Origin of the sequence: Bdellovibrio bacteriovorus, from assembly GCF_001592755.1 — a bacterium.
In the GTDB taxonomy this organism is placed as follows: Bacteria; Bdellovibrionota; Bdellovibrionia; order Bdellovibrionales; family Bdellovibrionaceae; genus Bdellovibrio; species Bdellovibrio bacteriovorus_E.
On record NZ_LUKF01000003.1, the window covers coordinates 179,009 to 202,048 of the forward strand.

Sequence of the window (23,040 nt, forward strand, 5' to 3'; positions counted from 1 at the left end):
TTTCTAGATCCAACAATTAATTAACGATTACAAAAAGTATCATCCGTAAAACTTCCCGTCGCAGCGGAACTGTATTCCGGATAAGTCACGTAATTCACATTCGTCATGTCCACTTCATCCGCGCCGGCGGTGTAAACGACTTTCAAAGTGTCTGCCGTCAACTCTTTCAACTCGTAACGTTTTTCTACTGGAGTACCTAATGCGCCGCCATTTACATGGGTGACGTTAAGAACCAACTCATTCCCCACTTCGCTCGTAGGATCTGCGACTGGCGCAGTCCAAGTTCCCGTTAAGGTGCATTTCTTACCGACAGTAGGCGACGTCCATTCCGCTTCGGATTGAGTGAAGGTGCCATCGACCTTGAGCTCAATCTGTACATAGCTGAAACTTCCCGCGGTTTGCGTGCTTTCGGTTTGGGAATGATAAGTGATGTCTTCAGAAAGACTTCCTAAATCCAGCTCTCCAGAGCCCACCTTTTGACTGCAACCTGCCAACGCCACTAAAGAAATGATGATAAGCTTTTTCATATTCACCTCTTCGGAATCAGACATAAGCCCTTTAACCTGAGAAGGCTTATCAAGCCACGATCAATACGCTTTCAAAGCTAAGCCCTTGCGATGACTTCATTATCTATGGATATGTCTTAAATTGATACAGGACCAAGGTTCCCTTATGCCCCGACTGGAAATCTCCGATAAGTTTTAGTCTAGAAAGGGGAACATTCATGTTTTCTCGCAAAGTGTGGATTGCAGCATGTTGTGTCGGTTTATTGTTCTTTGGTGGATTGGGTTTCTACCTTTATTCCATTGAAGAAAACTCCCCTTCCCGCACACAGAGTTCCAGCAAAAAGGACAGCGATCGTCTTTTTGAAAACTCTTTCATCACGTCTAAAACTGACAAAGTTGAAGACGAGCCGAGCGCACTGTTCAACGATCCCGCGATCAGCCAAGCTTGGGGTTTAAAAAAATCCGATGCCGCTCGCGCGTGGTCGGTCACTAAAGGCAGCCGCGATATCGTGGTGGCTGTGATCGATACGGGTATTGATATCAAGCATGAGGACTTAAAAGGAAACCTTTGGAAAAATCCGGGCGAAACAGGTTTAGATGCTCAAGGTCGCGATAAGGCAACCAACGGTATCGATGATGACGGTAACGGTTTTGTTGACGACGTTTATGGTTGGAACTTTGTTTCTAACAATAACAAACTCGACGACAACCACGGTCACGGGACTCACATTGCCGGAATCATTGGTGCGGAAGCTGGGAACAACAAAGGTATCACGGGGATTTCTCCGGAAGTCAGCTTGATGATTCTTAAGTATTACGATCCGAAAGTTCCCGGCACCGACAACTTGAAAAACACGGTGGCTTCTATTCGCTACGCCGTAAAAATGGGGGCCCACATCATCAATTATTCTGGTGGTGGGACGGAGTTCTCTCAAGAAGAGTATGACGCTGTTGCCGAAGCCGAGAAAAAGGGAATTCTTTTTGTCGCGGCGGCAGGAAATGAGCGTTCGAACTCGGACCAATTCCACTACTACCCGGCCGATTATAAATTGAAGAACATCATTTCGGTGACGGCGATTGACCCATCAACGCAAGTGTTGGCGTCTTCAAACTATGGGATTGAGACTGTCGACATTGCAGCTCCAGGACAGAATATTCTTTCTTGTCTTCCGGGTAATGCTTACGGGTATATGACTGGAACTTCGCAAGCCACCGCGTTTGTGACAGGTGCTGCAGCTTTGACGATGGCTCACAAGCAATCATTTAAAGCGGAAGATGTGAAGAAGTACATTTTAGCTACTGGCGATGCCCAATCACAGCTCGCTTCAAAAACCAGAACTTCTCGTCAGTTGAATCTTTATAAAGCACTGACGATTCTAGATCAGGGTGTTTCTGCAACGGGTGTGGTGGCCGTGAATACGCAAAACATGAAGCTCTTCACTGCGGACCCAAATGAAAAACGAAATCGTGATCTTGAAAACGGCATTGATCCCACAGCGAAAGAGATGAGCCAATTCGGCAGATCCTTGATCGATGCCATCGGTCCAAAATCTCGTCCATCAAAGCTAGGTACGAAACAAGGTTCGGAAGGGTTCTAACCCTTCCCTGCTAAATTAGTCGACGAAGTCGGAAAGAGAAATCTTTCCGCGAATCATGATCATCAATCCCGCTGACATAAATGCCAACGCTACACCGACACCGATCAAGTTGCGGTGACCAAGATTGATCATTCCTAAAAGAATTAAGAAAGCACTAAGGCCGAACGGTCCCCAGTACATGTACTTTTGCCATTTCGGGCGAGCTGCTGCTGGAGCTTTACCAACAGTTGCCACAGGCTTCTGAGACAAACCGACCATCATCAGGCTGTTGATTCGCGCGATCATCTGATCACATTGCGGATCCCCGCCTTGCGCGGCTTTCAGCTCTTCATACTTCAAAGTTGCAAAGCGAAGAGCATCCAATTCATGACAAGCACGGATGAACTCATCGTGAAGCTGCTCATTTTCAAAGTTTTCAACCAAGTTCTTCCACTTACGAACAAGACTTGGTTGTGCCTTCAAGCTTGGATCTTTAGGCAAACCTTCGAGACGTTCAAAAAGAACATGGCAAGAGTAACACTCTTTCGCGCGACGGCCGTTCAAGGCGCCACACTTCGGGCAAGATTTCATTTCGTGAGAACCCGGTTCTGCCGAATATGTCTCCAACGGATGATGCTGGGCAGCAGCCACAGGGGCCACTTCTTCTTCTTTGGGAGCCTCAGTGGCTGTCATTGAAACCGCAAAGCAGGCCACATTCTGAAGATCTGTAGGAGGATATTCGAAACTGAATCTTGTCTCGCAAGAAATGCACTGAAATAGTGGCGTTTCCGAATGAATATCGTCGCAAGAAACCTCATAAAGTTTCGCGCAAGATGGACATCGGATTTTCAATTTCGTTGATAAATTCACAGTGGACTCACTCACTCTTTGTGTTACTAATACCATGATGAAGAGAACGATTCAATTTTTCAAGCAGAAAGCCTACGAATTTCGTTGGGCGATTCTCTCGGGAATTCTTGTAGGCACAAGCTACATTCCCTTTCCTCCTTGGGCTTTAATCTTTTGCTACACTCCGCTTTGGCTTTACGCTGTCGAAGATAGTAAATCCGTGAAGAATTCATTCTGGGCCGCGTGGATTACACAGTTCGTGCTCAGCATGATTGGCTTTTATTGGATTGCCTACACCGCTCACGAGTTCGGGCAAATTCCCTGGTCAGTTTCTGTCGTAGCGCTGCTGCTTTTTTGTGCGTTCATGCATCTTTACATTCCTGTCGCGGTGGCGATCGGGACGTGGTTGCGCCTGAAATTCAAGCTGGGCGCGGGCCCGAGCCTTTTCATCATCGCGATTTTGCAATCGTTGCTCGAGCGCGTGTGGCCGGTGATTTTTGACTGGAATCTTGGTTATACTCTGTTCTGGGCGAAAATTCCGACTTATCACCTGGCGGACCTCATTGGCTTCTTAGGTCTATCCTCCGTCGTTTTACTTTTCAATGCCTGGGTGGGTTACATTTGGCTAAAGCAAAATTTCGTCAAAAAAGCTCTGACCCAATTAAGTTTTCTGTCTTTGTCATTTGCCGCATTAGTGGGCATCGGTCACTTCCATGGAAAAAACTGGAACCGCTTTGATCGAGAAATCAAAGCGACGATCGTTCAAGCCAATATCGGAAATCTTGAAAAAGTTTATGCCGAACAAGGCAAAGGCTACCAAGAAGCTATCACTAATAAGTTTGTGAGCCTGACCGCCGAAGCTCACCAAAAGTTCCCCGACACGGATATTTTTGTTTGGCCCGAGACAGCATTTCCTGACTACCTGGATCAACACCTTCTGGGCCGCAAACACACGGAAATCTTAAAGGCCGGCCTGATTCAGTTCGGAAAACCTTTGATCACGGGAGCTTACTCCAAAGATGAAAAGACCGATGAAAAAGTGGATACGTCGACTTACAACGGCCTTTTCCTTGTCGATGCTCAGACTAATAACTTAGATCATCCTTACCGCAAAACTGAACTTCTGGCTTTCGGGGAATATCTGCCTTTGAGTGAGCGCTTCCCGTTCCTACTCAAACTTCTGCCATTCGTTTCTAACTTCGGTCGCGGCAACGGTCCCGAAGTCATGACTTGGAACTTCCGCGGCGAAGAGATTCACTGGGGTGGGCAGATTTGCTACGAGGGACTTTATCCTGAATTCTCTCGCGGCTTAGCGAAAAAAGGCTCTGACATTTTGGTGAATGTCACAAATGACTCTTGGTTCGGAGATCATGCCGAGCCTTACCAACATCTTTATATGACTTTGGCGCGCGGAATTGAAGTGCGCCGACCTTTGGTGCGTTCAACAAATACCGGAATTAGTACGGCCGTCCTTGCAAATGGTGATGTTCTACAAAAATCACCTCTTCATAAGGAATGGAGCGGTCAGTTCGTGATAAAGTATTTGAAGAATGCGCCGGTGACTTTCTACACAAAGTGGGGCCACTTCGACTGGGTTCTTTTGATTGCCGCCCTACTGACTTTGATTATTACAGGAGCTCTTCATGCAAGATCTCGTCGTTCTTGATTGGATAGAAATTTTAGAAAAGATTCGTTCGCACGCGACGAGTGAAGCCGGCCGTGAAGCCGTGATGGAAACAAAACCACTGGCTTCAAAAGAACAAGCTTACCAAAGCTTTCAAGAAATCGCCGATGCCACAGAAGTTTTGAACCAAGGTATCCGCCCGTTCATGCAAAGCTTGGATCTTTATTCCACCTGGATCACCCGCCTAAAAAAGCACGCCGTTTTAAAAACTTTAGAAATCAAAGACGTGCGCAGTTTCTGCTTAGAAGCCTTGGCTTTGAAAGAAGCTTTAAACACGGTTGAAAACAACTGGGCACAGAAATTAGCCAGCAGCGTGATGAAAGCCGATGAGCCTTTATCCGCAATCGATCAAATTCTGACTCCGGGCGGAGAAATTCGCGCTGACGCCAGTGAAACTCTGTACCGTCTTTACAAAGAAAAAGAACGTCTGGCTCGCGAAGTGCAAACGACGCTGGATCGCTTGGTTAAAGCTCACAACATGGAAAACGTACTTCAAGATAAGTACGTGACGACTCGCGATGGTCGCTGGGTCTTGCCTGTTCGCAGCGGCATGCAACATCACTTACCGGGAGTTATTCACGGCTCTTCACAGACAAAACAAACTGTGTTCATGGAACCCGAAACCGTGATTCCGACGAACAATCGTCTGCGCCAAATTGAAGTCGAAATTGAAGATGAGATCGAAAGACTTTTGACCGAGCTTTCAAGATATCTTTCGTCTAAAGCCAGTGAAATTGAAATCACACGCGAACTTCTGGAAGACGCCGACGTGCGTTTTTCTCAAGCGCAGTTTGCGACTTTGGTGGAAGCACACCCGATTGAGTTTTCTATCGACTCTTTAGAATTGATTGAAGCTCGTCACCCGCTTTTACAGCTTTCCGGCAAGAAAGTAGTTTCAAACTCGGTCCTTCTTGAGGGCAAAAAAGGGATCTTACTTCTAAGTGGTCCCAATGCCGGCGGTAAAACAGTTCTTTTGAAATCCATCGGTCTTGCAGCACAAATGGCCCGTTGTGGTCTTCCTATTTGTGCCAGCGAAACTTCGAAGCTTCCATTCTTTAAAGATATTCTTATCGGTATTGGAGACGCGCAAAGTGTTGATGAAGAATTAAGTACATTTGCGGCTCACTTAAAAATCTTAAGCAAAGCAGCGGCTATGAAAGGCCGTGAAAATCTTATTCTGATCGATGAGATCTGCGGATCCACTGATCCAGAAGAAGGAAGTGCCCTGGCAAGAAGCTTTATTGAAAGCTTTTCTTCAAACAACGTCTTTGCCGTTATCACTTCGCACTTAGGGCCTTTGAAATCCGGATGGGACGAAGAAACGCGCGTTCTGAATGGCAGCTTAGAGTACGATCCTAAAACGGGTCGCCCGACTTATCAATTTATCGCGGGTATTCCAGGCGATTCTTTGGCTATTCAAACTGCGAAACGCGTGGGTGTATCGCAAGCCATCGTACAAAGAGCTTTGGAAGTTCTAGCGCCCGCGACTCGTGCGCGCCTAGAGGGCTTAGAGCAAATCGAACAGCTCAAATCAGATATCAGCATTCTGCAAGATCATCTAAGAAAAGAAACGAACAAGGCCTTAGAAACAAAACGCAAGTACGAAGGCTTGTTAGAGCAGTTCAATAAAGATAAAGAAGAGTGGCTGCAAAGAACTTTGAAAAAAGCCGAGCGTAAAGTCGAAGAAGCCATTGCTCAGGCGAAAGTCACAGAAACTTTCAAACGCCACACGGCTTTGCAAGAAATCAAATACAAGCTACCTGAAATCGTTAAAGCAAAACCGGTTACAACTCCAGGGGCTCCGGAAAACGCGGAAGAGTTTGCAAAAAAATTCCCGCCAGGATCCAAAGTCTATGTTCCGACTTTAAGTTCGGATGGTATTGTACAAAGCACGCCGAATAACAAAGGCGAAGTCTTGGTTCTTTCAGGTTCTGTGCGTTTGCAACTTCACTGGCAGGATTTAAAACCTCCTGGAAAACCGCAAAACCCGACATCGCAATTGGTTCGTCAAAGTTCTTCTTTCACGGTGGCTTTAGCCGATGAAGATCGCACTTTGGATTTGCGCGGAAAAACAGTGGAAGATGCTTTGTCAGAACTGGAAGTGGCTTTAGATAAAGCGGCGACTTCGCGTGAAGACCGTTTGAAAGTCATTCATGGCCATGGCACTGAAGCCCTTAAAAAAGCGGTTCGCACTTACTTATCACGTTCCATCTATGTGAAAAAATGGAAAGCCGGTTCACCAGAAAGTGGTGGCGACGGTATTACCTGGGTTGAAATCGGCGAAGCTTAATTAAAGGTTCTATGTTATTAACAGACTACAACATCTCTAGCTGGATATTTTCTAAGACGTTGAGTCTTTGTTATTTCATCGCCTTTCTTTCGCTTCTGCCTCAGCTTTTAGGCCTTTATGGACGCCAGGGCATTCTGTCGATCGACCATCTTTTGAATCTTTTAGATAAAGAGATGCGCGCCGAAAGATTTTACCACGTGCCGTCGGTGTTCTGGTTTGCCTCTTCGGATCTGGCTTTGAAAGCGGTTTGTTTCATCGGCATGACGGCGGCTTCGCTGGCATTCTTAGGATTCAGTCAAAGCATTATGTTTCTTATTTGCTTTGTCTGTTATCTTTCGTTTGTTAGCGCCGGACAGCTCTTTCTCAGTTACCAGTGGGACAGTCTGCTTTTAGAGTTTGGATTTTTAGGACTTTTCTTTGCACCGTTTGCTTGGGAGTGGCTGCCTTTAGGAGCGCACATTCTGCATCCCATTGTATACTTCATGGTGCTCTTTCTGCTTTTCAAGCTGATGTTCCTTTCGGGAGTAGTAAAGCTGGCAAATAAAGATCCCTATTGGAAAGATCTGTCGGCGCTTTCTTTCCACTTCTGGACACAACCGCTACCGACCCCGCTAGCCTACTTTGTTCATAAATTGCCTTCGGGTGTTCTGCGCTTTTGCACCATGGCCATGTTCTTTATCGAACTCGTCACGCCATTTTTTATTTTCTATCCCGGCCCTCTGCAAACAGCCGCCGTTATTCTTCTAATCACGTTGCAGATTCTTATCATCCTTACTGGCAACTATGGCTTCTTTAATATTTTAACTATCGGCCTTTGCTTAGGAGTACTTCCCGATTCAACATGGGGATTTAAGATTAATTGGGTCGAGAATACTCCGGTGTCCACAGTCATGGCATTGGTACCACTTATTCTTGTTGTTCCCTCTTCCTTATTTTGGATTGCCAAAAGTTTGGCAGAAAAATCGAAGATGTGGGACTTCATGCTTCCTTACATGCGCTTTTTCTATCCGTTCCGAATTTGCAATCCGTACGGGCTTTTCGCAGTGATGACTCGCGTGCGACCCGAGCTTGTTTTAGAAGGAAGCAATGATGGAGTTCATTGGGAAACTTATGAATTTAAACACAAGCCCACTTCTCTTAAAAAATTTCCCACGATTGTGGCTCCTCACCAGCCACGCCTAGATTGGCAGATGTGGTTTGCAGCTTTAGAGTCTTTCAACGAAAACTTGTGGCTGCAAAATCTGCTCACACGTATTTTCGAAGGTTCTCAAGATGTGTTGATGCTTTTTGAGAAAGACCCTTTTAAAGGACAGCCTCCCAAAGCCCTTCGTTTTCTTCGCTATGAATATAAGTTTTCGAGCTTTGCCGAACTTCGTAAAGACGGCGTCTGGTGGACCCGAGAGCTTATTGCTCCTTACGGTCCGGTCTTTCAAAGAGAAGAATTCACAGACGACGAAAGCTCTCAGAAAAATGCAGAAAGTCTTTAAGCGCAGACTTTCGTTTCGTCTCAGCCTGAGAACGCTTACGCAAAAGTGACACTCCAAGTGCGGCACTCCCCTATAAGTTTGACGGACCACTTTGAGATCGTTTCACTGTGAGAAGCCTGCGTTCTGCAAGTCATTGAAAACACGTCGAAATCAACTTTGTTTCAGAGTGAAATATGGCACCACCATTGCTTTAGTACTATGGCATAGGGGGCTATATGAAAAATTCAAAACAACTTCTAACAACGATCCTGGTACTGACTGCAACTGCACTATTAACAGCTTGCGGATCTTCAAACACTGCGGGATCTTCGGATTTTTCTAGCCGCGTGGTAGATACAGGCACTTCATCTTCAACGAAGTCTGTAGCTTACTGCAACCAACGTTCTGCTAACGACATCACTGCAAAACTAAAAGCATACACTGACAATAGCAACTATGTTCGCATGGACTTTGTCTACGCTCGCTTGACTTCATTGCCTGCGACTTTCAAAAGCGATTCTTCATACATCTCTATGTGGAAGTGGTTGGCAAACTCTTCAGGCAGCACTCAATTGGATAACACTCCACTTCAATTCATCATCGTTCACCCAACAACAGGTCAAGCTTTGACTGGTTGGATGAAAACTATGAGATGGTCTGATGTTGCAACTGTAGCTTCTGCTTTAGGTGTTACGGATCCACAAACTTTCTTCAGCGCTGTAAATATCTTGGTTGATCTAAAAGACACTCAAGGTGAATACGATGTTCTTAAAGTGACAAACTATGACTTAAGCACAAACAAATCATTGAACGCTCTAGACATCCTTCTTCCAGCGTTCTACGCAAACCCTGCGGACTACGCTTTGGAATCAACAGGAACAGCTCGCGCTGGTGTCCTTAAAAACTTGCACCCTTTCGCAAGCTACTTGAACCAAGGTTACACAACATCTCAGTTCGTATCGATGGCTAACAACTACTGCTTCTAATAAGAAAAAAGAAGAAGCTTCAAAAGGGTGATCCCCCTCACCTTCAAAAGCAAAAAAAAGCGTACCCAAAAGGTACGCTTTCTTCTTTTTTTAATCCTGCATAAAACTAGCGAGTGGAAAATCGCATAAATCAAGGCGCAAGGAGAAAGGCGTACGTCCGTACGCCGCCGACGCAGCAACGCAGAGTTATGCGATTTGCCGCCGCTAGTGAGCACTTTCTTGAGAGACTTCGTCCGCCTGAAGATTTTCGCCCTGGCGATAACGGTCCACCAAAGTGCGATCCGTCGTTGGGAACGAGAATAAAAGCGAATGCACGTTCGACTCTTCGTCTTCTTGAGTGACCGCGATATAAGTCAAGTCTTTGACCGTCTCGTGATCCGGGAATTCTTTGATAAAGCTCACTAGAACGTTTCCATCAAGATCGTTCTTGCGCCAGATTTCATCTGCGCTTTCGATCGTCTCTTCGCGAAGAGCGGCAAACTCTGGAAACTTGTCTTGAGCGATGTCCTTTTCCCCACGCACTTTCAGCATGGCCATATAAAGACCCATCGCCAATGGATCACCCTCACCTAGTGCATCGCCTTCGATGGCGCCTTCAGCAACACTTTCAAAGTTTTTGTCGTAGGCCATCTCGCCACGCTGGTAGTTCTGCCATACGCGACTGTCTTTTGTGGGGAAGTGAATAAAAACAAACGTCGGATATTCGTCTTCAGACGACACATAGGCCACTGCGACATACTTAAATGCCTCATCACCTTGCTCGATATTTTTGATGAAGTGATACACCGGGAACTCTTCCAGAGTCTTATCGTCTAACCAAACTTCGTCTGGCTCGTCCAACGTCGCCTCAAGATAATGCTCTCGGCCAATTTGTTCTTCGTCATTATAATCGTCAGGACTTCGTAAAGATTGGTACTCTGATTCGAGTTTATCGATAGCTGACTGGAAATAGCCGTAAAGATCTTCCTCGGAGTCAAAAATAAGTCCCGCCGCTTCATCGACGATAATGTACTCTTTTTCAGAGGCACTTGTTGTTTTCTTCTTCGCACGGGATTTAGTTTTTGCCATATTCTTTCGCATCCTTCACACGTTCTATTATCAGAACATTTACGATCCCCAACAACTTAAAAAAAAGTGAGATCGACGAGGTTCGTCATAGTCTCATTTTTGGTCTTGCAACGGAATGATTTATTCCTCACCATCGGAAGTAAGACGTCGCAAGGAGGCGCGCTTGGTCAATATAGAAGAGACAAGTTTGGAAAGAATGGAAGCATTGCTATCTCATTCAGCCATGGGTGTTCACGTTCTTTTTGACAACAAAGAAATCGCGGATGTCCTGAAAGAAGTGAAAGACGACAAAGACTTTTACAGCTTCGACAAGATGAAAAAAGTCCAAGACGTCATGACCGAATTGATCGCAAAAAAAACATACTTCGAGAAGATGGCTTACCTTCAAGCCTTAGACTCTGAATCCTACCAAATGCTAGTCAGAGCTTACTTCCACATCGTCGAAAACACCGTCCGCGCGAATAACGAACACAAACACTAAAAGGTAGCAGGTAATTACCTGCGCCCTTTTTAACACAAAGGGAAGCAGGTACCTTTTCGGCTGCCTTTCCCCGACGAAAACTTCGACAGTTTGGACGGACTTCCCTCTGAAAATCGCGATGTTTTAATTTCTGTCGAACTCTTGGAGTTCTAAATCGACATCATTCTTGAAAAATAATGCAAAGCGTTGGCGCAATGGTATTCTGGGTTCATCTCGCACGGAGGGATGACAATGAGATTGCAAACCACACTTGCACTCGTTTCTCTTCAGCTTGGAATTGCATCTTGTGGATTGAAAAACGGATTGGAAGCGAACTCGGTTTCTGCACAAAGCAGTGGGACCGCATTGAAGATGTCGAAAGTCGACGTCAACGCCAATCCTCTGGATAAGACCGTGTGCGATCCTTTTGGTGGCATTCCTGCCGATAGTCTTCAGCAAGGTATTAAGGCAAGTCTCTATTATTTGGCTCCGGGAATGCCTTTACTAAATAAATCTGAAGACTATGTGACCTTTGCTAAAAAATCAGATCAGAAGCTTTTCTTTGCGGATCTCAATGTTCCGACTCGCATGTTCCATGAAGGATTTGCGACGCAAACACATGATGTTTTAAAAGATGATGCCGGCTCGATGCTGATCGAAAATTTCGGTGTGAAGTTTGAAACGATCTTAAAACTTTCTGCAACCGACGAAGAGGGCGACTATGAATTGGCCCTGCTTTCTGATGACGGATCTAAACTAAAAATTCTTTCTGGCACTTTAGAAAGTCCTTTAAAAACCACCGTGATTGATAACGACGGTGAACATCCCACGCGCATGGGCTGCGCTTCGCAAATCATTTCGATGAATCGCGATAAAACCGTGCCTCTGGAACTCACTTATTATCAAGGTCCCCGTTATCACATCTCAAATGTTCTGCTTTGGAGAAAAGCCTCCGTCGCCGGAAAAGATGAGGCTTGTGGTCAGACCGGCAATGAGCACTTCTTTGATCCGAACAAAGGATCTGTTCCGCAGCAAGCTTACAACGACTTGTTAGCTCGTGGCTGGAAGGTTGTTCAGAAGGAAAACTTCTTCATTCCCAAAAATGAAGCCTACAATCCTTGTGTCGAAGGTACAAATCCACTGATAACAAAGTTCAAAGTGGCAGAGATTATCACTCAAGGCGTGCAGCTTAGCTGGAGCACTGACATCGCCGCCACGTCGCAAGTGAAATTGATTAATAAAGAAACTCAAGAAGTGATTCTAACGAACTCCGACAACGTCTTACGAACCAACCACTTTGTGCAAGTCACGGGATTAAAATCCCAAACCACTTACACGGCACAAGCGGTCAGTATCTCGGAAGACTTAGGAAAATCGCTGAGTGAGGTTATTGAATTCACGACACCGTAAGGTTGGTGAAAGACAGTTTGATAAAGTTTCCCACCGCAAAGCCGATAGGAAGACTTGTGAAATATCGAGTTTTCTTATCGGCTTTCTTTTTATTTTTAAGCCCCAGCCTGTCTCAGGCTGAGTACCGCGTATTTCTGCTGAAGATCTCAAAAGTATCCACAGATCCCACGAAACCCGCTACAGACTTCCGTCTGGTTAAAAGCACCCTCGATCCCGAACAGTATCGCTATTACTACACCGTGGCTCCTGATGAGCAGGTCACTTACATCGATACGTGGCGCTGTTATGGCCGTACCGGCGACTTCCAAGCGCTTTGCCCCAACCCCAAAGGCCAGATTCCCGCTGAAGAAAATCCTGCACCTTAATGGATGCGTCTTGATTTGATACACTGTGAGCATGTCTTCTATCGACAGTTCACAGCGCAAAGCCCAACAAGCCGAATTGAATGACCTTCAAGCGGACTACGCACGCAAAAAAAAGCAGATCGTTAAACAAGGTGAAGCTCAACTCGAAGATATCAAAGATCACTATTCTGAAAAGAAAAGTGCCCTCAGTGAGCAAAACGAAGCAGCAGTGAATCACATCCGCAATCGTCAAAAAGAACTTGCTGAAGAAGCGTCCCAAGAACGCCAACGTTTGACGGAGAACTACAACGCTCGCACTCAGTCTTTACAAAAAGGCTATGACGAAAAACTTTCAGAGACTCGTCAAAAACGTCAAATCGCTGTCGCCGAAGCGCAGACCAGTGCTCGTGAAAAAGTGAAGGAAATCGAAAACTCTTCACAAGCTCGTATTGAAGATGTTCGCACTCGCAGTGGCGAAGATATCGCGCGTGCAAAACAAAAATATAATCACGACATGCAGCAGATCAATGACTTCAGCGAAAAGCGCCTGGATCGCCAGCGAGAACAAAACGACGCTGTTCTAAACAACGAAATGGAGCGCGGAAAATACGCTCAAGAGCGCGTGCGCACCCGCAATGAAAAAGAAATTGCGCAAACCCAAAAACGTGGCGACGAAAAGATCGCGTTTGAACAGGAACAGCAACAAAAGAAACTGACTCGTTTGAATGACTTCTCTGCCAAACGTTACGATCAGCAGCAAAAGCAATGGGCTTCAAAAGAAGAACGCGTGAATCAGCAGTACGCTGAACGCATCATGCATAATAAAAAAGCGAACGAAGACACACTGAAAACTCAGAATGAAAGATTTCAAAGTGTGTATTTGAAAAATGAAGATGCCCAACGCGAAGCTTTGGACATTCAGACGCAGCGCTATGTGCGCCAATTGGGTGAAGCTCGCAAAGATTTTGTAAAAGCGGCGACTCAATACTCAAACAAAGAAAGCGATCCTTTCTACAAAGTGGAAGACCGCGGAAGCCAGCTAAGCGAAAGTTCTGATTTCTATACTTTAAGGGCCTATGTTCCGGAACACGAAAAAGATGCCGTGAAAGTTTCTATCCAAAATGACAAAGCGACGATCACGGGGCAACGTTCTTTCAAAGACAAGTTTGAAGATGAAGCCAGCGGCAAGAAAGTAAGCAGCTCGAACTTTCAAACCTTCCGGGAAGAGTTTGTGTTCGATAAGCCTGTTATCACTGAAGGCATGACCCGTCAGCGCGAAGGCGATTGGGTTGTGTTTCAAATTCCTAAAGGGACTATCAGCCGTTTCGACCGGAAGGCTTAATCCCACCCGAACCTAACAATTGTTCCAAAAAGAATGCGGAAAGTTGATGGCGACCATCGACCGATGCTTTTTTGTAAAGACTGAGAGCTTGTTGACGTGTCGTCGTCTCTGAAGTGCCACGCTGGGTGGCGATTTCACGAAGACTCAGTCCACGAAGAATTAGGATGCCGATCTCGGATTCAGCTTTCGTGAATCCCCATTTTTCGAAATGACTTTGAATATAAGTTCGGAATTCACCGAGATCTTTTCCCATAAACAGGATTAGATCTTTTAATTACGAGTCTGTCATCTAACACAAGTTCGTAGTTCGTAATTTTTCCACCGATGGTGGAGAGAAACAGTCTCACTACACTTTCATTAGGTAGCGAACTTCGCGCATAAGGAAAGACAAACGCGCTTGAAGATCCGTCAAAGTTTCGATGTTGGCGTGAAGTTGTGCCAAAGAATCTTTTTCGATAACAGGAGTATCCGCAAGTTCATGGTAAGACTTGTGAACCATGGGAGACAATTCTTCCATCGAGCCCAAATAAGAATCCACAGTTGATTCAACCTTTGCGTTTTTATCTAACGTGATCACTCTCATCTTGCTCTCCTTCACCCTGCACGAAGCGCAGAATTCAAAGTCTAGTTACCTTTTTTCGAATCCAACAACTTAAATAATCTTACATAAAGTTTTTACAATGCTGAGCGCCTTAGTATTCGCACTGGAGAGCCGTTTGATCGGCTCCCGCTAAGTTCACGCGATCGTCACCACTCGCTAAATACGTTGCCATCACGGAACCCGCGCCATCTTTGTGCTTCAGGCCCAAAACGTGTCCCATTTCGTGCAAAACAAGCGCTTCGATATTGACTGGAGCTGAGCCCTGACGATCTGCTTTTGCAGCTCTAGTCAGAGTTTGACCGTTCCAGTAAAATCCGAAATCAGCGGCATTTAGACGGATATCTGCTTCTTTAATTTGATCCCCGATCCAATAAACACTTGTGCGACCTTGTTCGGAAGCGCGGTTGTCCTCCCAAGAAGACATTAAATAGATCACGTTAACGCTGTCCTTGTGAGGATTGATCGGACCCGTGTAACGAGTGCTTGTGATGATATTAAAGAGTTTGCGACCTGCGGTTTTTTCCCAAGTATCAGCCGCTTTTAAGATTGCTGGAATCATAGAGTCAGGAACTTGCGCGTGGATATACATCGTCACGGGAACATCGCTTTTCCAAGAGATGCGTTCGCCATACACGTTTTGCACGAAACCGCAGTCTTCTTGAGACTTCGGCGCACAGGCTTGAATCGATATAACTGTAATAAGGACCAACGCGGTCCCAAGCCACTTCAACATGAGAGCGACCTCCACGAAAGGTTTCTATTACAAGGATGGGACCACAATGCTTCCACGCTTTGCCGGCATCTAAGTCACTAGAATGACAAGGCTTTGCCTTCTCTATTCAAACCTGCTGCATTTTTAGGCGTCGTTTAAATCGCAGTGTCTCGTTCCTGGACAAGGGCCAAAAATCCCCCTAAGTCTTTGGATTCTTTGAGCTTTGGTCATGTAAAGAAAGCTGACACCCCTTCGCCGCAAAGTGTGGTGCAAAAGGGCTCCGAAACACTTGGTCCGGCGATTGCTCTATAGGAAAGACAAGTCTCAAAATGAGACTCTTCGGGCTCTCACCCATTCGGGAAATCCTGGCGGCCCTCACATCTTATCTCCACATCCTACCTTCCCTGGTAGGGAGTTAAAAACTCCCCCTGCCAGTCCGCGCGCGGATGTGTTAAAACCTAAGCCATCAAAGAGAAAGGCTTCTGGTAATGACTAAACTCACAGTGATTCCTGGTGATGGTATTGGTCCTGAGATCATGACTCAGGTGATCCGCGTTCTTAAACACGTTAGAGCTCCTTTTGAATATGAAGAACATCAAGCCGGCGAAGTGGCTTTGCACACTTTGGGCGAACTTCTTCCACAAAACACTGTGGATTCAATCAATGCAAATAAACTGGCGATCAAAGGTCCAACGACAACTCCCGTCGGTGGCGGTCACAAATCTATCAATGTGACGATGAGACAAAAATTCGATCTTTACGCGAACGTCCGCCCGGTTCGCTCTTTGCCTGGTGTGAACTGTGTTTGTAACGACGTGGATTTGACGATCGTTCGTGAAAACACGGAAGACTTGTATGCCGGTATCGAGCGCATGGTCGATGAAGACACTGCAGAAAGTATTAAGCGCATCACTCGCAAAGGTTCTGAGCGTATTGCGCGTTACGCTTATGATCTTGCTCAACGCACAGGTCGCAATCGCATGGCCATCGTTCATAAAGCGAACATCATGAAAATGTCCGACGGTCTTTTCTTGAAAGTGGCTCAAGAAGTCGGTTGGCAATATCCAGAGATCACAACCAAAGATGTGATCGTCGATAATGCTTGTATGCAACTTGTGACGAAGCCTCAACAGTTTGACGTGATCGTGACTGAAAATCTTTACGGAGATATCTTAAGTGATCTTTGTGCGGGCCTTGTCGGCGGATTAGGTGTTGTTCCAGGCGCGAACATTGGTGAAAAAGCCGCGATCTTCGAAGCGGTTCATGGATCAGCACCGGATATCGCGGGACAAAACAAAGCCAATCCAACGGCTTTGCTTCAGTCCGCAGTCATGATGCTTCAGCATGTTCATGAAAATGCAAAAGCCGATGCCATTATGAAAGCTCTCGTTGCAGCATTATCTGATGTGAACGCGCGCACGGGCGATCTTGGTGGTAAAGGAACAACCGTTTCCTTCACCGACGCTATTATTCAAAAGCTAGGATAAGACTGTGACTAAAACGATGATGATCACCCCGATTCAAACTGACGTCTTTCATCAAGGCGATGACTTAGTGGAGTTCATCATCCGTTCCGTCGATCCTCTGTTATGGAAAGAAAAAACAATTCTGGCGATCACTTCCAAGATCGTCAGCATTGCCGAAAATCGCTTTGAGTCTCTGGATAACATCGATAAGAAATCTTTGATTCGTCGTGAAGCGGATCACTACCTGGGAGAAATCGGTCACGGCGTCAGTTTGACGATCAAGCACGGTCTTATGTTACCTGCCGCCGGTATTGACGAATCCAATTCTGAAAATGGCGACTACATCCTTTATCCCTTAGACCCCTCTGCTTCCGCTGAGAAAATTCGTTCTGCACTTTGTGCACGCTTAGGTCTTAAAGACTTAGGAGTTCTTTTAACAGACTCTCGAACTGGACCTTTACGCTTGGGGGTCACCGGAGTGACTTTGTCGCTGGCTGGTTTTCAACCTCTTCGCAATATGATCGGGCAAGAAGACATCTTTGGTCGTCCTTTGAAGATGACAAAGATCAATGTGGCCGACAGCCTGGCTGCGGCCGCCGTTTTGATGATGGGCGAAGCCAATGAGCGCTGTCCGTTAGCTCTTCTTTCTGGCGCAAATGTCGAATTCACGGAACATCCACGTCGCGAAGACTGGGAAGTGCCCATGAACGACGACATGTATCTTCCCTTGTACCAGCATCTTCTTAAGTAATTTCCAGCCCTAAAGCCAGCAAGCCAGTGTTTGCAGTCTAAGATGTTTAAACTTAGACTTGTCTATATGAAATCATCTTTGTTGCCGCTGCTTGCTTTCACTCTTTTTATTTCAGCCTGTTCTACAAATCAGAAAAGTCGTTTGGCGACGACGGGAATTGGTATCGGCGTTGGTGCGGTGATCGGTGCAGCGACGGCTCCCGAAGATGAACGCCCCGAACTGCATGCGATGTATTGGGGTGGAATTCTTGGCGTCGTGACCGCCGTGGCTGCAAATTATTACTTCAATGATGAAAAAGACATAGAAGTCATGCGCTTAGAAAATGAGAAAATGAAAGCGCAGTTGGACTTTTTCCAAAATGGCCCCGCGACCTTATTAAAAGACACGAAAGGACCCGCGGATAAAAAGTACTTCCAAAGTGGCAAAGCCCGCATCAAGCTTTACAAAATCGATCAGTGGGTGGATGAAGGCCCGAATAAAAAATATCATCGTGATCAGATGATTGAAATACTGCCTTTGGAAAAAAGCGAACAATGAAAGTAAAAATCCTTTCGGCGTTACTTCTAATAACTTTTCTGTGGGCGTCCTTCGTCAGCTACAAATATTGGCAAATCAAAAATAATCCGCGCGTCGTCGCGATCACCATGGATGCCGCGAAAGGTGTTTTACAAAACACGCAAGTCGGCGAAATGGAAAAGCTCACTTTCTTGCGCCAGTTTTTAGATCGCTACTATAACTACGATTCAAACAACTTCTGGCAGTCACAGACCTCTTTGGCTTCACTGATGGTGGGACCTTTAGCAGACACCCGTGTGCGCGAAGTCAGTCGCCTGCGCGAAAAGATCCAGCAGAAAAATCTGTCGCACTTAAGTCGTCTTGTCTCTTTGCAAAGACTGAAGGACGGAAGATATAAGGCTACGACTCATTTGCAGATCACAGAGGCGGCTGCCAAAAATGATGAAGCAACGAAAAGCCAGCTCTATATAACGACGATCCTAAAGTTGCAAAGCGCAGAACGAACTTTGGAAAACCCTTGGGGGCTTCTGGTTTCAGATATGAAAATCGAAAACTCGGCGACTCAGAACTCCGCCCTACCCGCCGTGATTCAAGTTTCTAAAGGCAATCCGACCGTTTTACTGTTTCCTTGCGCGATTGAAAATATTGATAATTCTTTCGAGAAAAATCTGAATATGAAAATCACGACCCTTAATGTCAGCGAGCTGCAACTGACTCCGCAGGAAGGACTGCCTGAACAGGCGACCTTCAGTGCTACTTGCCGTGACGAAGAATACAAATTTGAACTTCGCGTAAGCAGTGACCTTCAAGATCTTTACGTTTCTATTCCCAAAGAGATGGGTGTTATCAGAAAGAAAGATTCTGGTGCGGCGAAACCCCGCAAAAAAGACGTTTACGATAAAACCATTGAAAATGTTTTGGGAATCCAATTAGAAAATTAAGAGATCTGTGCTTGCGCTTCTGGGTTTTTAGGGAACAGTAAAACCACTTGCGTTCCCACCCCAAGTCTTGAGCGCAATTGCAGTTCGCCACCGATGGACTCTAAAGTTTTTTTAGCGTCGTAAAGACCTAAGCCATGACCATTTTCTTTTCCGTGCGTAAAGCCTTCTTGCATCAGCTTCGGAAGAACTTCCTCAGGAATACCACTGCCATTATCCATGATTTGCAATAGCCAGTGTTCATCTCGCTCTAACAAAGTCAGGTTGATCGAGGCTTCCACTGCTGGCAAAGCTTCTAAAGAATTATTTAATAGATTGCTTAGAATGCGTTGAACTTTGATCGCTTCTAAAGCGACCGGGACCTCGGAACTGCGAATATGTTTATGCAAGGTGAAGGTCACATCTGGATGAGAAAATCGATATTCCTTTAAAAGTGTCTCGGTCACCAAAGACAAATCATCCGCTTTGCGTGACTCTGCAGAGAGGGCCTTTTCCTGTTTTTTGCCTTTATTAAGAAGGTCTTCGGCAATGCCGCCGATGCGGGATACGGCAAGATTTAAAAGCTCTTTCTTTTCAGAGCTCATCTCGTGAGACAGACGGCTTAAGGTTGTTAATGCCATTAAGGGGCCACGAATATCATGGGCGACCTGGCGTGAGATGCTGGCGATTTCTTTATTCAAAGCCAGCTCTGCCTCAAGCTTTTGTTCATGCAAACGACTTAAAAATTCGCGACGAATCGCAAAGCCCATGAAGAAGAAACTTAAGAGGATTCCAACCATGAATACGGGGGACAGTAAGGAACGCAAAGCCAAATCCACCGAGCTAAAGCAGACGCGCATGCTTCCCGATGGTAAAGAGTTGTAAGTGATCGGCACATCTGTGGAAAACGTGCAGGTCAACTGTTCGGGATTTTGAACTTCCGTCGTACCGACCGCCGCGTGAACTTCTTTAAGCTGCTTTAGAATCTTATTTTGCAGACTTGGATCGCCTTGAAAGATCTTGGCGCGCGCAATGTCGTCTTCCCATATTCCAACATAGCGTTCAACGGATGTCTTTGCTGAATGGACTTCGTAAGCAAAACTTAAAGCTCCTATTAGCAGGCTCATACCGCAAAAGATCCCCAGCCAAAGCAGGGCGCGGTTTTTAAGAATATGGGAAGTGGTTTTGCTCATACCTTTAAGAAAAGCAATTTTGAATCCGGTATGGCCTCAACTACAGGGCCTAGCAGGTGTCAAAGACTTAGACACCTGCCAAGAAGTGACTGACACTAGTTACAGGGAATTTCTACCCACTCAATCAGCTGGCTGTCTTGTTCGGCAAAACAGCCTCCAGCCGTTGTGACTCCCGCATCAAGGCAGCTAAAGCGATCGTGAATATACCCTTGCTCGGTTTTACCTTCCACTTGCGAACCCGCTCCTAACTTATCATCCGTAAAGACGGCATTGCCATTGGAAGCACTGATCAGATAGTTCACTTCCGTCACGATATTCCATGCTTCTCGCCCGTAGCACTCAGTGCCGTCGGCTTGAATCACGTGCATACGTTCACACTTCTCAGACACTTTTTTTATATTTGTTGTGGGCAGAGCTAAAAGAAAATTTTCCGGCGGAGTGTCTTTCGCATAACCGGGTTTTATCGCCACGTCACCACGATAGTGATGCTTCTTTCCGTTGCGCTCGTAGTAGATATTAATAATACCATCCAAGCCTGCCGCCATCGCATCCATGATCACCGTGCCCGACTGATTTTTACAAACATAGCTTGAGCTTCCAGCAGAAGCCGAAACAGAAGCCACCAACAAAGCTGCTAATAAAAAATATTTTTCCATAGAAGTCTCCTAGGGATGTGGTAGCACAGCCCTTGAAGATTTCTGAGTTAGGAATTTGCAACTAAGAATTTGTGATTGGAAATCTGCGGACAAGAGTGCGAACGCTGGCTACGCTCGCACTTATAATTAGTGCATGGACTCTTTGTGAATTCTATTTTTGATATCTTGAATTTCAGGAACAGAGACCTTGTACGGCTTGCCACAGATCTGACATGTGACATCGGCTTCTTCATTTTTGTTGATCATGTCTTGAAGCTCTTCTTCACCCAAAGTTTCAAGAGCGCGCACGACGCGATCTTTTGTGCAGGGGCAGAAATATTCCAAAGACTTGTCATGCTCCAATTCTTCAAAAGGAATTCCATCCATGAATGGAGCCACCAATTGTTCTGGCGTCGCGCCTTCCATCAACATTTTAGAAATGTTAGGCTTTTTGTCTTCGTAGTTCTGCTGAATTCTTTCGACCACAGAGTCTTCCACGCCCGGCATGACTTCAATCAAAACACCGCCCGCCGCTTGCACTTTACCAAAAGTATCTAAGTACACACCTAAGGAAACCAAAGAACGGATCTGATGCGATTGATGCAAGTAGTGCGCAATGTCTTGCCCGATTTCGCCGCTGACTAATTCCACCGTTCCGTGGAAAGGTTGCTTTTGAAAAGGCTGATGACGAGCCACACTCAATGTGCCGTTACCAATGGCCTCTTTCAGACTCAAGCCATTGTCATAGCTTGGGGGTTGATACTGTGGATTCGGAGTGTAGCCACGCACATGACCATCATAAGACGCTTCAGCATAGACGCTTTGCAAAGCTCCGTTCCCACGGAAAAGAAGCCCTACCATTTGGCCGTCCTTCAACTGTGACGCCATCAAAATGGCGCCGACCATGCTGCGGCCCACCGCTACTGTTGCCAATGGATACGTGTGCTGGAGGTCTTGCATATGCTTCACAACTTCAGTCGCGTTCACTGCGGCAATACGCACAGTTAAATCTTTAGAAACAAAACGATGAACACGCTCTTTACTCATGACAAACTCCCAGACCTTGTGGAAAACTAAATCGCAACGTAACAGGGCCACCCAATAAATTCAAGTATAAGAGAGCGCACCCCGATGAAGATCTACCTCTTTAGACATGCACAAAAAGCTATGGATTTTTCAGGCGATCCGGATTTGACAGCAGAGGGTCATGCCCAGGCGTCAAAACTTCTCGACAAGGTGCTCAAAAAAGAATTGCCGACGCCAACGGAACTTTGGGTGTCCCCTAAAAAGCGCACCCATAGCACCTTCCGCCCTTTGGCTCAGCACTTTGATCTTCCCTTACAAAATACAGATGAGCTTTTAGAACAGCAAGGCGATGAAAACCTGTCAGAGTTTCGCTCACGTATTGAAAAACTTTTTGAGCGTTTAGCGGAAAATAAAAAAGCCGTGGTTTTTCTATGTTCTCACTACGATTTAGTGGTGGAAGCCTTGGGAGTTGTTCCCAGTGACAAGGACTTCTCGGACTCCGAATATTCGCACTGGAGCCCGTGTCAATATGTCGGCTTTGAAGTGAGAAATGACGGCGTCTTTGAATTTATCGAATTTAAAAAGGTGCATTTATGATTCAAAATATTTGGGCTGTCGGTCGTAATTATGCTGAACACGCAAAAGAATTGGGGAACGAAGTTCCGACGGAGCCTTTGCTATTTCTGAAAGCTGGCAGCTGCGCCACCTTGGCTTCGAAAGACCTTCATCTGCCTTCTTGGAAAAATGAATTGCACTACGAAACAGAACTCGCTTTGCAGTTTGATGACAACTTGCAAATCGATGCGGCTTGTATCGCTTTAGATCTTACGGATCGTGAAAAACAAAATCAGTTGAAAGCAAAAGGTCAGCCTTGGACTCTGGCAAAAAGTTTTAAAGGAGCCTGCCCGCTTTCTGAGTTTTTTCCTGTTTCAGATCTCGAAGAACTGAGAAATCTGGATATTATTCTGAAAGTAAATGGCGAACTTCGCCAACAAGGCAACACCTCCCAAATGATTTTTGGCTTCGAACAACTGCTGCAGTTCGTGCGGACCCATTTCCCCGTCATGCCCGGGGATTTACTTCTTACAGGGACGCCTCCAGGGGTGGGTGCCTTTAAAAAAGGCGATCTGCTGGAAGCCGAGATTCCAGGAAAGATAAAACACAGCTGGAAAGTCGTTTAATTCGCTATAAATCCAAGGCGTTTTCACTCTATGACGCCTTGGTCCAATTCTATCAAATCT

General features: G+C 45.9%; 24 protein-coding genes. 15 read left to right on the forward strand and 9 right to left on the reverse strand.

Translation table 11 applies throughout. From position 1 onward, the window contains the following. Positions 1 to 20 precede the first annotated feature (20 nt). Complete coding sequence (locus tag AZI85_RS04760) at positions 21 to 527, reverse strand: hypothetical protein (protein ID WP_155723928.1); 507 nt, start codon at positions 525 to 527, stop codon at positions 21 to 23. 197 nt (positions 528 to 724) lie between these two features. Here AZI85_RS04760 and AZI85_RS04765 point away from each other — a divergent pair, with 197 nt between their 5' ends. Beyond that, on the forward strand, positions 725 to 2,104 hold the full coding sequence (locus AZI85_RS04765; protein WP_063243004.1) for a S8 family peptidase: 1,380 nt from the start codon (positions 725 to 727) through the stop codon (positions 2,102 to 2,104). Positions 2,105 to 2,119: 15 nt separating this feature from the next. Here AZI85_RS04765 and AZI85_RS04770 read toward each other — a convergent pair whose 3' ends face one another. Beyond that, on the reverse strand, positions 2,120 to 2,776 hold the full coding sequence (locus tag AZI85_RS04770) for a hypothetical protein (RefSeq protein WP_172795297.1): 657 nt from the start codon (positions 2,774 to 2,776) through the stop codon (positions 2,120 to 2,122). Positions 2,777 to 2,987: 211 nt separating this feature from the next. Here AZI85_RS04770 and lnt point away from each other — a divergent pair, with 211 nt between their 5' ends. The 4 genes from lnt (at position 2,988) to AZI85_RS04790 (ending at position 9,358) form a co-directional block, all read left to right on the forward strand. After that, positions 2,988 to 4,598 (forward strand): apolipoprotein N-acyltransferase, encoded by a 1,611-nt coding sequence (lnt, locus tag AZI85_RS04775; protein WP_253720846.1) that lies wholly within the window; start codon positions 2,988 to 2,990, stop codon positions 4,596 to 4,598. Continuing rightward, positions 4,576 to 6,906: an endonuclease MutS2 gene (locus AZI85_RS04780; RefSeq protein WP_063243007.1), complete on the forward strand. Its 2,331-nt coding sequence runs from the start codon at positions 4,576 to 4,578 to the stop codon at positions 6,904 to 6,906. Before lnt ends, AZI85_RS04780 begins: the two co-directional genes overlap by 23 nt. An 11-nt stretch (positions 6,907 to 6,917) precedes the next feature. Continuing rightward, the gene (locus tag AZI85_RS04785; RefSeq protein ID WP_063243008.1) at positions 6,918 to 8,393 is read left to right on the forward strand and encodes a lipase maturation factor family protein; all 1,476 of its coding nucleotides are present in this window, start codon (positions 6,918 to 6,920) and stop codon (positions 8,391 to 8,393) included. A 215-nt stretch (positions 8,394 to 8,608) separates the two neighbouring features. Continuing rightward, positions 8,609 to 9,358 (forward strand): hypothetical protein, encoded by a 750-nt coding sequence (locus AZI85_RS04790; RefSeq protein WP_063243009.1) that lies wholly within the window; start codon positions 8,609 to 8,611, stop codon positions 9,356 to 9,358. Positions 9,359 to 9,562: 204 nt separating this feature from the next. Here AZI85_RS04790 and AZI85_RS04795 read toward each other — a convergent pair whose 3' ends face one another. After that, positions 9,563 to 10,426, reverse strand: a complete 864-nt coding sequence (locus AZI85_RS04795; protein WP_253720847.1) for a PBECR2 nuclease fold domain-containing protein — start codon at positions 10,424 to 10,426, stop codon at positions 9,563 to 9,565. 163 nt (positions 10,427 to 10,589) lie between these two features. Here AZI85_RS04795 and AZI85_RS04800 point away from each other — a divergent pair, with 163 nt between their 5' ends. The 4 genes from AZI85_RS04800 to AZI85_RS04815 all read left to right on the forward strand — a co-directional run bounded on the left by AZI85_RS04800 (position 10,590) and on the right by AZI85_RS04815 (position 13,982). Beyond that, complete coding sequence (locus AZI85_RS04800) at positions 10,590 to 10,907, forward strand: hypothetical protein (RefSeq protein ID WP_253696937.1); 318 nt, start codon at positions 10,590 to 10,592, stop codon at positions 10,905 to 10,907. Positions 10,908 to 11,138: 231 nt separating this feature from the next. Then, on the forward strand, positions 11,139 to 12,296 hold the full coding sequence (locus AZI85_RS04805; protein WP_063243011.1) for a hypothetical protein: 1,158 nt from the start codon (positions 11,139 to 11,141) through the stop codon (positions 12,294 to 12,296). Positions 12,297 to 12,352: 56 nt separating this feature from the next. Then, positions 12,353 to 12,661 (forward strand): hypothetical protein, encoded by a 309-nt coding sequence (locus AZI85_RS04810; RefSeq protein WP_063243079.1) that lies wholly within the window; start codon positions 12,353 to 12,355, stop codon positions 12,659 to 12,661. A gap of 31 nt (positions 12,662 to 12,692) precedes the next feature. Beyond that, positions 12,693 to 13,982 carry a hypothetical protein gene (locus AZI85_RS04815; protein WP_063243012.1) on the forward strand — a complete coding sequence of 430 codons (1,290 nt, stop codon included), beginning with the start codon at positions 12,693 to 12,695 and terminating at the stop codon, positions 13,980 to 13,982. Here AZI85_RS04815 and AZI85_RS04820 read toward each other — a convergent pair. The 3 genes from AZI85_RS04820 to AZI85_RS04830 all read right to left on the reverse strand — a co-directional run bounded on the left by AZI85_RS04820 (position 13,957) and on the right by AZI85_RS04830 (position 15,316). Further along, a complete protein-coding gene (locus AZI85_RS04820; protein ID WP_063243013.1) occupies positions 13,957 to 14,235 on the reverse strand; it encodes a helix-turn-helix transcriptional regulator in 279 nt (92 codons plus the stop codon). The genes AZI85_RS04815 and AZI85_RS04820 overlap by 26 nt on opposite strands. A gap of 93 nt (positions 14,236 to 14,328) precedes the next feature. Then, positions 14,329 to 14,565 (reverse strand): hypothetical protein, encoded by a 237-nt coding sequence (locus tag AZI85_RS04825; RefSeq protein ID WP_063243014.1) that lies wholly within the window; start codon positions 14,563 to 14,565, stop codon positions 14,329 to 14,331. 109 nt (positions 14,566 to 14,674) lie between these two features. Further along, positions 14,675 to 15,316, reverse strand: a complete 642-nt coding sequence (locus AZI85_RS04830) for a matrixin family metalloprotease (RefSeq protein WP_063243015.1) — start codon at positions 15,314 to 15,316, stop codon at positions 14,675 to 14,677. A gap of 467 nt (positions 15,317 to 15,783) precedes the next feature. Here AZI85_RS04830 and AZI85_RS04835 point away from each other — a divergent pair, with 467 nt between their 5' ends. The 4 genes from AZI85_RS04835 to AZI85_RS04850 are packed head-to-tail and all read left to right on the forward strand — an operon-like array spanning position 15,784 to position 18,969. Further along, positions 15,784 to 16,782, forward strand: a complete 999-nt coding sequence (locus AZI85_RS04835) for an isocitrate/isopropylmalate dehydrogenase family protein (RefSeq protein WP_063243016.1) — start codon at positions 15,784 to 15,786, stop codon at positions 16,780 to 16,782. A gap of 4 nt (positions 16,783 to 16,786) precedes the next feature. Further along, a complete protein-coding gene (locus AZI85_RS04840) occupies positions 16,787 to 17,512 on the forward strand; it encodes a coenzyme F420-0:L-glutamate ligase (protein ID WP_253720848.1) in 726 nt (241 codons plus the stop codon). Positions 17,513 to 17,554: 42 nt separating this feature from the next. Further along, positions 17,555 to 18,049: a hypothetical protein gene (locus tag AZI85_RS04845; protein WP_253720849.1), complete on the forward strand. Its 495-nt coding sequence runs from the start codon at positions 17,555 to 17,557 to the stop codon at positions 18,047 to 18,049. Then, complete coding sequence (locus tag AZI85_RS04850) at positions 18,046 to 18,969, forward strand: hypothetical protein (protein ID WP_063243017.1); 924 nt, start codon at positions 18,046 to 18,048, stop codon at positions 18,967 to 18,969. Before AZI85_RS04845 ends, AZI85_RS04850 begins: the two co-directional genes overlap by 4 nt. On the opposite strand, the gene AZI85_RS04855 is transcribed toward AZI85_RS04850, so the two are convergent. The 3 genes from AZI85_RS04855 to AZI85_RS04865 all read right to left on the reverse strand — a co-directional run bounded on the left by AZI85_RS04855 (position 18,966) and on the right by AZI85_RS04865 (position 21,820). Beyond that, the gene (locus AZI85_RS04855; protein WP_063243018.1) at positions 18,966 to 20,138 is read right to left on the reverse strand and encodes a sensor histidine kinase; all 1,173 of its coding nucleotides are present in this window, start codon (positions 20,136 to 20,138) and stop codon (positions 18,966 to 18,968) included. The genes AZI85_RS04850 and AZI85_RS04855 overlap by 4 nt on opposite strands. Positions 20,139 to 20,233: 95 nt before the next feature. Further along, positions 20,234 to 20,794 (reverse strand): hypothetical protein, encoded by a 561-nt coding sequence (locus AZI85_RS04860; protein ID WP_063243019.1) that lies wholly within the window; start codon positions 20,792 to 20,794, stop codon positions 20,234 to 20,236. A gap of 126 nt (positions 20,795 to 20,920) precedes the next feature. After that, positions 20,921 to 21,820, reverse strand: a complete 900-nt coding sequence (locus tag AZI85_RS04865) for an Hsp33 family molecular chaperone HslO (protein ID WP_063243020.1) — start codon at positions 21,818 to 21,820, stop codon at positions 20,921 to 20,923. Positions 21,821 to 21,904: 84 nt separating this feature from the next. On the opposite strand from AZI85_RS04865, the gene AZI85_RS04870 reads away from it, so the two are divergent. Then, on the forward strand, positions 21,905 to 22,396 hold the full coding sequence (locus tag AZI85_RS04870) for a phosphoglycerate mutase family protein (RefSeq protein WP_063243021.1): 492 nt from the start codon (positions 21,905 to 21,907) through the stop codon (positions 22,394 to 22,396). Continuing rightward, positions 22,393 to 22,980 carry a fumarylacetoacetate hydrolase family protein gene (locus AZI85_RS04875; protein WP_063243022.1) on the forward strand — a complete coding sequence of 196 codons (588 nt, stop codon included), beginning with the start codon at positions 22,393 to 22,395 and terminating at the stop codon, positions 22,978 to 22,980. Before AZI85_RS04870 ends, AZI85_RS04875 begins: the two co-directional genes overlap by 4 nt. Positions 22,981 to 23,040: the final 60 nt, after the last annotated feature.